General features: G+C 67.5%; 6 protein-coding genes. 3 read left to right on the top strand and 3 right to left on the bottom strand.

The genetic code is table 11. The features are described 5' to 3' along the window. Nucleotides 1-278 precede the first annotated feature (278 nt). Nucleotides 279-2012: a M14 family metallopeptidase gene (locus tag AC1DS3_RS10380; RefSeq protein WP_477127119.1), complete on the top strand. Its 1734-nt coding sequence runs from the start codon at nt 279-281 to the stop codon at nt 2010-2012. A gap of 27 nt (nt 2013-2039) precedes the next feature. Here AC1DS3_RS10380 and AC1DS3_RS10375 read toward each other — a convergent pair whose 3' ends face one another. The 3 genes from AC1DS3_RS10375 to AC1DS3_RS10365 all read right to left on the bottom strand — a co-directional run bounded on the left by AC1DS3_RS10375 (nt 2040) and on the right by AC1DS3_RS10365 (nt 4695). After that, the gene (locus tag AC1DS3_RS10375) at nt 2040-2240 is read right to left on the bottom strand and encodes a hypothetical protein (protein ID WP_441636114.1); all 201 of its coding nucleotides are present in this window, start codon (nt 2238-2240) and stop codon (nt 2040-2042) included. Nucleotides 2241-2435: 195 nt separating this feature from the next. Continuing rightward, a complete protein-coding gene (gene cysK, locus AC1DS3_RS10370; RefSeq protein ID WP_441636112.1) occupies nt 2436-3353 on the bottom strand; it encodes a cysteine synthase A in 918 nt (305 codons plus the stop codon). Nucleotides 3354-3477: 124 nt separating this feature from the next. Further along, entirely contained in the window at nt 3478-4695 is a 1218-nt protein-coding gene (locus tag AC1DS3_RS10365; RefSeq protein WP_441636110.1) for a GGDEF domain-containing protein, read from the bottom strand. Nucleotides 4696-5615: 920 nt separating this feature from the next. Here AC1DS3_RS10365 and AC1DS3_RS10360 point away from each other — a divergent pair. Next, nucleotides 5616-8477 (top strand): bifunctional glycoside hydrolase/polysaccharide deacetylase family protein, encoded by a 2862-nt coding sequence (locus AC1DS3_RS10360; protein WP_441636108.1) that lies wholly within the window; start codon nt 5616-5618, stop codon nt 8475-8477. After that, nucleotides 8440-12552 carry a tetratricopeptide repeat protein gene (locus AC1DS3_RS10355; RefSeq protein ID WP_477127117.1) on the top strand — a complete coding sequence of 1371 codons (4113 nt, stop codon included), beginning with the start codon at nt 8440-8442 and terminating at the stop codon, nt 12550-12552. The genes AC1DS3_RS10360 and AC1DS3_RS10355 overlap by 38 nt, the downstream gene beginning before the upstream one ends. Nucleotide 12553 lies beyond the last annotated feature (1 nt).

Below are 12553 nucleotides of genomic sequence, written 5' to 3'. Positions count from 1 at the left end.
GCTCAAGGGGCGCAGCTTAGCGATCCTGTGACTTCAATGTATGTCCGGGTTGTAAGGAAATGTGCACGCGCAGATGTGCCGCGCCCCGGCATCGCCTGCGAACGCCTTTACCGCCTTTACCGCCTTTGCCGCCCGGGCCCGCTACGGCAACGCGCGAGGCAAGCGCCCGGGAAGGCGTCTTCCCGGGCGGCCGGGGGGCGTTCGCGCGGGCAATCAGGAGCCTGCCTATAATGCCGGATCCGACACCCAGCTCGCCGCGCACGGCGCCAAGGCCAGCCATGACGATCCTGCTCGATACCTCCATTTCGCACACACTGGATACCCTGATTGAGCGCATCGCGGCGATGCCCGGCGTACGTGCGCAAGCCTGGGTCTTCGACGACCTCGCCACGCGCCGCGCGGCCGAGCAGCGGCTTGCCGCCGCTGGCGTGCAGGCGTCGATCCACAGCGCCTACAAGCCGCTGCTGCATTTCTTCCTCGATGCGTTGGCGCTGGAACACGACGGCGGAGATCTCGCCGCCGCGGGCGAGATCTCCGTGCGCCTGCCCGCGGCCACAACGGTGGCACAGTCGCAGCGCTTCCGGCTCGAAACCTATCCGCTCGCCGGCATGCTGCCGCAAGGCAGCCTGCGCCTGAGCGACGGCGACGACGAAGGCCACTATGTCGTCGAACTGGACGGCATCGCCCACCGTGTGTTCGTGCCGCTCGCGGCGTCTGGCGCGCCGTGCGGGTGGCTGCGTCTGTCGCGCGACGGCGCCGTGCTGGAGGACGGCCCGCTCGCCACCGAGTACGAACTGGCATTCGCCGCAGCCATGGATGCGATCCGCGGCCATGCCTGGGGCCGGCAGGGACCCTATTTCGATGTGCTTCGCATCGCCATCGACACGGGCGGCATCGAGCGCCGGCTGTCCTACCAGGACGAATGCATCAGTACGCGCGAGGCCCTGCACGAGGACCTGTATTTCTCCATTCTGGAGTTCTTCCAGGATCGCGCTGGCTTGCCGCGCGGCGATCGCACCTTGCAGCCCGGCCAGATCGTGCCCGAGATCCGCCACGCGGAGGGTGCCACGCGGGTGCGGGTGGCATTGTTGCCGCATCCACGTGTTGCCGCTGCAACGCCGGCCGATGCGGCTGCGGCCCCTCTGTCCCCGATTGCGCTCGCCGGGCTCTCGCAGCCCCTGACGCCGGAGGAGGCCGCCGTCGAGATGCATGCCCTGGGCGGCAAGCGCTTCAGCGTGCTTTCCACGCAAGGGCGCGTGGTCCACGGCACCCACATCGAAGGCGCGCTGCCCGGGCTGGTGATTTCCGGTGGCCAGCATGCCAACGAAACGTCCGGCGTGGTGGGGGCGCTGCGTGCGGCGCAGGCGCTCAAGCAGCGCCCGCACGCGCACTTTGCCCTGATCGCCTTGGAGAACCCGGACGGCGCAGCCTTGCATGTGCGGTTGCGCGAGAACAATCCGCGCCATATGTCGCATGCCGCGCGTTACACCGCGTTGGGCGACGACCTGGAGGCACGCACGGCGCCGCCCTTCGTGGAGAAAGCGGCCCGGCTGGAAGCCATCGAGCGCACCGGCGCCGGCTTGCACATGAGCCTGCACGGCTACCCCGCCCACGAATGGACGCGGCCACTCACCGGCTACGTGCCGCCGGGCTTCGAGACCTGGACCATTCCCAAGGGCTTCTTCCTGATCCTGCGTCACCACGCCGGGCGCGATGGCATGGCGTTCATGCAGGCGCTGACCGCGCAATTGGCGGCTTCGCCGGATCTGGCCGCGTTCAATGCCCGCCAGCTGGCGACCTGGGGCAGCCACGCCGKCGAGGTGCCGTTCCCGGTGCTAAACGGCATTCCCTGCATGATCTTCGAGGATGCCCGGTCAACGGTGCCGTTCACGCTGGTCACCGAATTCCCCGACCAGACGGTTTATGGCGATGCGTTTCGCCTGGCGCACACCACCCAGATGCGGGCGGTGCTGGCGGCGGCGGAGCTGTATTGGGCGGGTCTGCTGGGTTGACGGGGCGCGCGGCGGGCCGTTAGTGGATCAGTGGATCGTGCGTGTCACCTTGGCGTGCGGCACCTCTGCCGCCGTCGTGCTTTCAGGCGTTGCGCCTTCGTCCTGCTCGATCATGGTGGCCGCGAGGCTGAGCGCAGCCTGCATCTCTTCGTGCGACAGGCCGGAAGATAGCGCAAGCCGCACCGCCAGGGACGCCAGTCGGGCAACTTCATAACTCGGGATGCTCATCTCAGCTCCTTGTCCTTGTGTCAATGCTTGTGTCAACGCCATGGCAAGCCCTGCCGCGCCAGGCGGCAGGGGCGCTGGCGCGCCATATCGGCAGATTTGGCCGCTCGCGCATGCTTGCGCCGACGCCTGTCACTCTCCAGTATGGTTCACGGAGAGCTTTGCCGCCTGAAGAGAATCCAGCAATGCAGCATAGTCTCAGGCGGGCAGGAAGCCTTCCACGGTGAGATAGCGCTCGCCGGTGTCGTAGTTGAAGCCCAGCACGGTGGCGCCGGCCGGCAGGTCCGGCAGCTTCTGCGCGATCGCGGCCAGGGTGGCGCCAGACGAAATGCCCACCAGCATGCCCTCCTCGCGCGCGGCGCGGCGCGCCATTTCGCGCGCCGGCTCGGCGTCGACCTGGATCACGCCATCGAGCAGGACAGTATCCAGGTTGCGGGGAATGAAGCCGGCGCCGATGCCCTGGATCGGGTGGGGCGCGGGCGCACCGCCGGAAATGACCGGCGAGGCGACCGGCTCGACGGCATAGACCTTCAGCGCGGGCCACTTTTGCTTGAGCACGCGGGCGCAGCCGGTGATATGGCCGCCCGTGCCCACGCCGGTGATCAGGGCATCGATGCCCTGCGGGAAGTCCGCCAGGATCTCCAGCGCGGTGGTATTGACGTGGACCTCGATATTGGCGGGGTTCTCGAACTGCTGCGGCATCCAGGCGCCCGGCGTGGCCGCCACCAGCTCCTCGGCGCGGGCGATGGCGCCCTTCATGCCCTTTTCGCGCGGGGTCAGGTCGAAGGTGGCGCCATAGGCCAGCATCAGGCGGCGGCGTTCCACGGACATGCTGTCCGGCATCACCAGCACCAGCTTGTAGCCCTTGACCGCCGCCACCATGGCCAGGCCGATCCCGGTATTGCCCGAGGTGGGCTCGATGATGGTGCCGCCCGGCTTGAGCACGCCGGATTGCTCGGCCGCCTCGACCATCGACAGCGCGATGCGGTCCTTGATGGAGCCTCCCGGGTTGGCGCGCTCGGACTTGATCCAGACCTGATGGGTGTCGCCAAAGAGCCGCTGGACACGGATATGGGGCGTATTGCCAATGGTCTGCAGGATGTTGTCGGCCTTCATTTAGGATATCCAGGAATGGTTTCGAACCGGACTAGCAAACGGGTCCGGACAAGCATGCACTGGAGGATTTTAGCGGGCGACGCGTCGGCAATGCGATTTTGCCGTCATATTGGCGCGCCAGCGCCTAGTGGCAGGCCTCGGTGCGCGTGGGCAGGCAGCGCTCAGGCGCCGGCAGCGCTGCCAGCTCGGAGGCGAGCACGACCCGGCTCCGGCCACGCCGCTTGGCTTCATACAAGGCGCGGTCCGCGCTGCCAAACAGCGCGTCCCAGGTGGCCGCCCCACCGTCCTCGCGCTCGCGGATCTGCGCAACGCCGACGCTGGCGCTGGCGAACCCGCCAAGCTCCTTGGGCAATGCGATGGCGCGGATGCCGCGCAGGATGCGGTTGGCCAGCAGGAGGGCCTCGGCTTCGGTGGTATGCGGGCAAAGCACGCAGAACTCCTCGCCGCCGTAGCGGCCCGCGAGGTCCGCGCCGCGGTGCGTTTCCTTCAGGACGCGGCCGATCTGCTGCAGGATGCGGTCGCCGGCGCGGTGGCCGCTGCTGTCGTTGATGTACTTGAAACGGTCGATGTCGATCACCAGGCAGCTCAGCGCATGGCCGTGGCGGTTGAATTCGGCGGCCAGCACCATCGCCGCGCCATCCACGGCACCGCGGTTCAGCAGCCCCGTCAATGCATCGAGGCGTGCCTGCTTCTCCTGCTCGGTCAGCATGGCTTCCATGGTCATCAGCGTGAAGCCCGCCAGGCCAGCAAGGATCGCGACAAAAGCGGGCAGCAGCCGCAGCAGGAGCAAGGCTTCGGCACTCAGGGCTGGTACGGGGGCACTGGCTTGCAGCACCACATACAGTCCGCAGCATTGCGCCAGCAGTTGCAGGCCGCATGCGGCAAGCACCAGCGGGCGGCTGCGGCGGGTCAGCGCAAGCGGGCGCTGCAGCAGGCGGGCCAGGGTGAAGCAGGCGGTGATGGCGGCTACCACGTAACCGGTGGCTTCAGCCAGGCGGCTGCCGTTGTCCAGGGCGGCGGCGGCCAGTACAGCAGAGATGGCAAGCACGCCCGCAGTGAGCGGCACGGGTGCCGAAGGGCGGTCGCCGGTCAGCGATACGCCGCGATAGATCAGCAACTGGGCGGCCACGCCCAGGGCGGGCGCCACCAGCAGGAACCATGCGGGCCCGCCGCTCGCGTCGATCACCAACAGGCCAGCGGCGCAGGCCAGCACCTGGCCGGCGACCCATGCGCGGCCTACGGCGCTCTGGCGCAAAGCCAGCATCAAGGCAGCGAGGATGATTTGCGTGGCGGTGAACAGGACAAGCAGTGCCATCACGGCAGTGCCCTCATCTGACTGCATGAGATCCCCATCGAGTTCGGCGCAGCATCGCTGCGCAGGAGTTTGCCTTAGAAGGTGGGTTCGCGCGTATCGCGTATTGCGTGGAGCCCGTGCGTGAGCCAGCTCGTGACTTGCGGCATTCCCGAATGCGGCGTCCGGCCGGTGCTTGTCCGGGTCCATTCCTGCCGAGGTGAAGATGTTTTTTTGTTTGAGAAAATTCTACACAGCGCCGCGCTGGAAGTGCCCCGTATTCGCTGTGCGTGACAATTGTTGACATTGGGCTCAAAGGGCGTGACCTACCATTCGCTTCGCTTGCTGCGCCGGTCGCAACGAACCGTTGTATTCCGGCCCTAGCTATCGCGCGATTCCTTATTTTCGTCACCTCAGAGCACAACGGCGTCGAGTTCACGCCGCGTACTGTGATACTTTGTCGATTCGGAAAACTACAAAAATGCGGAAAGTACCGAGGCAACAATCCACTTGCCGGGCACCAAAACCCTGGGCGCGACCCGATCCRGCGGCTTCCGTCTCAGCGCGCCTTCGCAGCGTTMGAAACCCGGGAATTGGCACTAGCCAGCCTTTGTGATACCGGCATGCATTTGCACCAGTGCCTATTCCCTAGTCCTAAATGCTTATATGCACGATGAAGCGCATGCCTCAGAATTCTCGCCCGTAGTGCTTGAATCGGCACTTTGAGTTTGACCTGCGGGGGACTGCCTGAGAGATCGGGCAGCGCAGGTGGAAGTAGATGGGATCAGCCATACCCGGAATGCATCGTCTGGCGGCGTCAAGCGCGACCAGCATGTTGGCGGCAAGCCGAGCGAGTTCTTCCGGGACTATAAAAATATGCAGAAAATAGGGGTCAACAAGTGAGTTTGTTGCGATTGGACGGTGTCACGCGCCGCGTGGCAGGCCTGCGTCAAGCCAGCCGGGGCGCGCCGATGACAAAGGCCTGGCTTGGCGCACTGCTGGCCGTGTTTGCAGCCTGGCTGTGCCCGGCGCAGGCGCAGGCACTGGCCACCACCGGCTCTCGCGCCCCGAACATCGTCTTCCACTATGGCAGCAAGCCGCCGGTGGACGCTCTGCAGGCGTTCGATATCGCTGTGGTCGAGCCCGACAGCGGCTTCGATCCGCGCACCGCCGCCACGCCCAATACGCAATGGTTCTCCTACGTCAGCATTGGCGAGGTCGCACCGTCGCGCGCCTACCTGAAAGACATTCCCAAGGCCTGGCTGATCGGCAACAACGACGCCTGGGGCGCTCGCGTGGTCGATCAGGCCGCCGAGGGCTGGCCCGCTTTCTACGTGGAAAAGGTCATCGCCCCGCTGTGGCAGCGCGGCTATCGCGGCTTTTTCCTCGACACGCTCGACTCCTACCAGCTCAAAGCCAAGACGGACGTCGAGCGCGCCCGCCAGGAGGCCGGCATGGTGGCGGTGATCCGCGCCATCAAGGCACGCTATCCCGAGGCCAAGCTGATCTTCAACCGCGGCTTCGAGATCCTGCCGCAGGTCAACCAGTTGGCGTACGCGGTCGCGTTTGAATCGCTGTACCGCGGCTGGGACCAAGGCGGCAAGCGCTACACGGAAGTGAGCGAGGCTGATCGCAACTGGCTGCTCGGGCAGGTCCGGACGATCCGCGAGCAGTACCACCTGCCGGTGATCTCGATCGATTACTGCCCGCCCGCCGACCGCAAGTGCGCGCGCGACACCGCCGCGCAGATCCGCGCGCTGGACATCATCCCTTACGTGGCTGACCCCGGTCTGCAGACGGTTGGGATCGGCAACATTGAGGTGATGCCGCGCCGGGTGCTGGTGGTGCAGGATCGTCCGCCAGGCGTTTCGCTGGACAGTTCCAAGGGCGTGCGCTATGTGTCCACACCCTTGAATTACCTGGGCTATCGCGTGGACTTCGCCGACGTCGGCCAGCCGCTGCCGGAACTCGGCGCCGACCGCTACGCCGGTGTGGTGCTGTGGTTGAGCGGACCTGAGAGCGGCAAGGGCACGCGCCTGTACGACTGGGTGGAGAAGCAGATCGGGCGAGGCATGCCGATCGCCTTCCTCAACGACTTCGGCGCGCCGGTCAAAGGGCGGGTTGCCAGCATGCTGCAACTGCAGCCGGCCACCGGCGAAGCCAAGGGGCGCGTCGAGGTGCTGACGCAGGATCCGATGATGGGCTTCGAGGTGCCGGTATCGCCGGACCGTCTGCGTGCCGTGCCGGTGCGTGCGGGTGAGGGATCGAGAACGCTGCTGCGCTTGCGCGCCGGCGCGCTGACCTACGACGCCGCGGCGATCACGCCGTGGGGCGGCTACGTATTGGGCCCGTACGCGGTGATGGCCGATTTTCGCGACCAGGACAACGACCGCTGGGTGGTGCAGCCGATCTCCTTCTTGCGCGAAGCGCTGCGCCTGCCGGCCATGCCGGTGCCCGACGTGACCACCGAGAACGGCCGGCGCCTGCTCACCATCCACATCGACGGCGACGGTTTTGCTTCGCGCGCCGAGATTCCAGGCGGCGGCTACTCCGGCGAAGTGCTATTCCGCGAGATCTTCGACCGCTACCGCCTGCCGATGACCATGTCGGTCATCGAAGGGGAGGTCGGCGCAAGTGGCTTGTATCCCAAGCTGACGCCACAGCTCGAGCCGATCGCGCGCAAGATCTTCGCCCAGCCCTACGTGGAGATCGCTTCCCACACGTACTCGCACCCCTTCGTCTGGTCGCGCGCGGTGGTGAGCGACTCGGCCGATGCGGCCGCGCAGGCCGATGCCCGCGAATACTACATGCCCATTCCCGGCTACAAGGTGAGCCTGCAGCGCGAGATCGCGGGTTCCATCGACTATATCAACCGCACGCTGGCGCCAGCCGGCAAGCCAGTCAAGATGGTGCTGTGGCCCGGTGACACGCAGGTGCCAGCCGAGGCGATCAGGCAGGCCGACGCCGCCGGGGTGCTGAACCTCAATGGCGGCGATACCATCATCACGAAGAGTAATTCGAGCTGGACCGCGATCTCCCCCATCGGCGTGAACAAGGCCGACGACGCCTTCCAGGTGTTCGCGCCCAACCAGAACGAGAATGTCTACACCAATCTCTGGCACGGGCCTTACTACGGCTTCGAACGCGTGATCGAGACCTTTGATCTGACCGACCGGCCATTGCGCTTCAAGTCGGTCAATATCTACTACCACAGCTACTCCGGCACCAAGGCGGCCTCGCTCAAGGCACTGCGCAAGGTCTATGACTACGTGCTGAGCCAGCCGCTGATGCCGGTGCATGCCACCGACTACGTGCGCAAGGTGATCGACTGGCAAGGCATGGCGGTGGCGCGCGAGCTTGGCGGCGAAGGCACGCAACCCACCACGTGGATTGTGCGCGGCGATGGCAACCTGCGTAACGTGCGCTGGACCGGCGCGGGCGTGCCCGACGTGGCCGGTTCACAAGGCGTGACCGGCACCTCTGAGGCGCCCGGCGGCGGTATCTACGTGCACCTGGCCGATGGGGCTTCGCGCATCGTGATGCGCGCCGCCAACGCCGCGGCCGCGCCCGGCGGCCCCGAGATCGCCGAGGCCAACGGCTTTGTGCGGGACTGGCAGCGCACGGGCCAGGGCGGCGCGCAGCGCATCCGCTTTGCATTCAGTGGCTACACCAAGCCTTTCTTCCGCCTCGCAGGCGCGGATCATTGCCGGGTCGCCATCGATGGCAAGCCCGTGCAGGGCGTGCGGGAGCGCGGCACGCTGCGTTTCGATACCACACCCGTTTCCAATCCCGACAATGCCAAGCAAAGCGTCGAAATCACCTGCGCCGCCTGAGCGCGAGCGGCTGTTGCCGCCAGCGTTCGTGCTGACCTTCGCCGCCATGGTCGGGATTGGCCTGGCGCTGATGTTTCCGCGCGAGACCTTGCGCGAGCGCCTGCTGGGCGAAGGCCGCGCAGTCGACGGCCTGAGCGTGGCCTACCTGGAAGCCTGGTTGCGTGCCACGCCAGAGGACAGCGATTTCATGGCCGTGCTAGCCGAGCAATATGCGCGTACCGGCCGCCTGGAAGAAGCCGAACACATGGTGGGCCGGCTTGAGGCACGCTACGCCGCCAGCATGCAGGGGCCGGTGCGCAATCGCAGTGCCGCCGACGCCGAATTGCCCAACCAGATCCTGCGCACCCGCATCGAGATCACGCAGCAGCGCGCTTTTGCCGCGTTGCCGGACACGCCGGAGCGCAAGCAATACATCGAACTGCTCAGCAGGATGCTCGACCAGGCACTGCCGATGGAGTGGGAGCGCGCCGACCTGGAAGAGCTTGCCACCACCGCGCGCGCGATCAATGCGCTCAAGCCGGCGCAGCAGTTCTACCTTGCCCTGGCCAAGCGCGATCCCGCGCGCGCCGAGCTGTGGAACGCGCAGGCTGCTTCGGCGGCGCTGGCTGGCGGCGACTACCGGCAAGCGGCCGATGCGCTGTTCGCCGCGCAGGCACGCGCCGCCGATCCGGCCGAGCAGCGCCGGCTCTTCATGGCCGCGCTCAAGACGCTGCAGTCGGGCAACGAGCTGGACAAGGCGCTGGACCAGGCCGAGCAACACGGCGGCAAGCTGCTGGATAACGCCGAAGTACTGCGCTACCTGACCAGGCTGGCGCTGGCCGCCAACCGGCCCGAGCTGGCCGCGCGCTACGTGCAGCGTCTGCTGCGCCTGCCGCCGAGCATGCAGCCCGTGCCGGACGGCGCGTCGCTGCGACGCGCCGAAGTGCGCCGCGTGGCCGCCGCCCAGCCATGGGCCGCGCAAGGCGTGGTCTTCCTCGACGGTCCGCGTGGCCTGGCCTTGCACCGCGCCATGGGCGAAGCCGCGATGCCGCACCTGCGCCGCGTGGCCGATAGCGCCGGCGCCGGCGCGGCGCCCGCGGCCGAGCGGGCCTTCAATGCTGACGACTACGAACTCGCTTTCCAGGTCTTCCTGGCCGCCGGCAAGCTCGACGACGCCCAGCGCGTCGCCGAGGCCGCGGTGCGGCGCCAGCCCGGCGAGGCGCGCTGGCGCGAACGCCTGGCCCAGGTCGCGGAATGGAACCGCCAGCCCGCGGTAGCGCTCAAGAGCTGGCTCGAATATGCCCAGGCCACCAACGACGAAACCGCCTGGAAGGCCGTGCTGCGCCTGGCCCCCGGATTGAACGACGATCGCGCCTACCTGGCCGCGTTGCGCCATCGTGCCGGCAGCGGCGACCTTGCCACCGTCGACCAGGTGGTTGCTGCCTACGAACGGCTGGGCGAGCCTGAGCAAGGCCTGGCCTTCCTGCAAAGCCTGAGCCATGGCCCCAACGCGCGCCAGATCATGGAGCGCCAGGCGGAGCTGGCCGAGCGCGCCGGCAAGGATGACCGCGCCCTCGCGCTCTACACCGAGCTGCAGCAGCGCTTTGGCCCGCGTCCGCAGTACGCGCTCAAGCAGGCCAGCCTGCTCTATGTGCGCGGCAAGCTGGCCGATGCGCTGCAGGCCATGGTGCCGTCCATGCGCACCGCGCGTTCCACTGACATCGAGTACTGGCGCACCCTCACCGAACTGGCGCGCCTGAACCAGCGCGGCGACCTGCTCGAGCAGGGCTACCGGCAGCTGATACTGGCCATGGCCGGGAAGCACGACGATCATTGCATGGCCATGCCCGCCGGCTCCGGCCGTAATGCCTGCCTGGGGGAAGTACGCGATACCGAGGAAGCGGATTTCTCGAACCTGATCGACTTCTACGACAGTTCGCCCATCGATGCCGGGCGGATTGCCGAGGCCAGCTGGCGCAAGGGCGGCAAGCCCGTGGCTCTGGAACTCGCCATCAATTACTACACCCGCGCGCGGGCATACGGCCGCGTGGCCAACCTGTTGCAAGGCCTGAGCGCTGACCAGTTGAAGCTGGCGGAGCACTCCAGCCGCTTCCTGGCCCTGCGCGCCGAATACCAGCGCGTGCGCGGCGAGCGCGTACTGGCCCTGGCCGACCTGCGCCGTGCCGCCAGCCTGCCCGATGCCGACAGCGAGACGCTGGCCGCGCTGATGTGGGCGCTGGTCGATCTCGGCTCGGATACTGAAGTGCGCGCCCTGATGCTGCGCCTGAAGCGCGAGGCCGAAGACAATCCGGACCTGTGGGGTGCCTTTGCCGCCGGCAGCATGCGTTTCGAGGACGGCCGCGCCGCCCTGCATTACCTGCGCAAGATGGCCGACGGCAAGAGCGCCGATCCGCTCTGGCTGGGGCTTGCCGCGGATGCCTGCGACGCCATCGGCCAGGCCAGCACCGCCTGGCGCCTGCGACGCCAGGCCTGGGTCGACCTGCACAGCGATCGCTTCGCGGCCGCGCGCCGCACCTCGGATCCCCGCAGCATGGATCCGGCAGCCGGCGAAGAAGATGCGCAGGGCGGCCCCGCGCCTGCCGAGCTGCGCCGCCAGACCGTGGCGCTTGGCCAGATCTTTGCGTCGGGCGATGTATCGCGGCGCCTGGTGATCGAAATGCTGCGCGACGACCGTGGCGTGATGGCGGGCAGCGACGGCGCCAACCGGAGGGGCCCGGCCGATCCGGCTTCGCGCCTGGGCGAGATACCCGGCTTGCCGCCGCTCGATGCCGAGGTGCCGGCCGGCATGGCGCAGCGCGAAGCGCGCCAGCAGGCCGTGGTCTCGTCAGCCGCCAAGGAAGTGGCGCTGGCCTGGGCGCTGTCGACCGAATCCAATGAACTGGCGCGCGCCTGGCTGGCTCGCCAATATGCGCGCCAGCTGCTGCGTCCGGCCTATGCCGAGATCACGCTGGCGCTGGCCAACCAGGACCTGGCCGAACTCGATCGCATGCTGGAACGCCATGCCGGCCGCATTCCGGCGGACAGCCAGATCGAGGCCAACGTGCAGCTCGACCGGCTCGGTGCCGCGCAAACTCTGGCTTACGRGACCCAGGATCTCACGCGTACCAGCGACGCGCTGCAGGAGACCCTGCAAGACACGCTGCTGTTCGATGCGCAGGCCATCGAGCCGCGCGTGACGTACCAGCGCCAGAATCCGCTGAGCTTTTTCGACTACAGCCTGGGCGGCGGCGTGCGTCTCTGGGACGGCTATGACCTCAACCTGCGCGGCGCCTGGCGCACCCAGCGCAGCCTGGACCCGGCCCAGCTGACCGGGGTGCCTTCGTCCGACCGGCGTGGCGAGCTGTCGCTTGGCTACCGCGACCAGCACCTGCGCTGGCGGCTCGGCGTGGGACGGCGCGACGGCCTGGACAGCGTGACCACCGCGCGCTTTACCGGCGAGTGGCGCGAGAGCAGCCGGCTGAGCGTTACCACGCTGGCCGGCCTCAACCAGAGCGCCGACGAATCGGCGCCGCTGCGGGTCGGCGGCGTCAAGGACGTGCTGGGGCTGGGCGCGACCTACAATTTCGGCCGGCGCGAATTCGTGGGCGGGCGTATCGAGTACGACCGCTTCCGCGGCCAGGACGGCTCGCAACTGGGCCACGGGATGGTGTACGACCTGGAGCTGGGTTACCGCATCCGTACTGCCTACCCGGACTACACTGTGCGCCTGGTCGGTACCCACGCGAGCTACAACGTGCGCGGCGGCACGCTCGGCAGCAAGCTGGCGACGCTGGTGCCCACCGACGCCCAAGCGACGCCCGGGTTCTACATGCCGCAAGGCTTCACGCAGGCTGGCGTGACGTTCGGATTCGGTACCGAGCTGATCGACGACTACACGCGCAAGTGGCGTCCTTTTGCCGAAATCGGCCTGCTGCACGATACCCGGGCCGGGCAGAACTTCCGGGCGCAACTGGGCCTGGCCGGCAAGGTGCTGGGCAACGATCACCTGTCCATGTATGTGCAGCACGAAACCGCGGCGCGCAATGGCGGCACGCCGCTGACCCAGGTGGGGGCTCGCTACAAGTGGCTATTTTAAT

This window comes from Cupriavidus sp. 01L46, from assembly GCF_056399905.1.
This window is presented reverse-complemented; position numbering and strand designations above follow the sequence as displayed.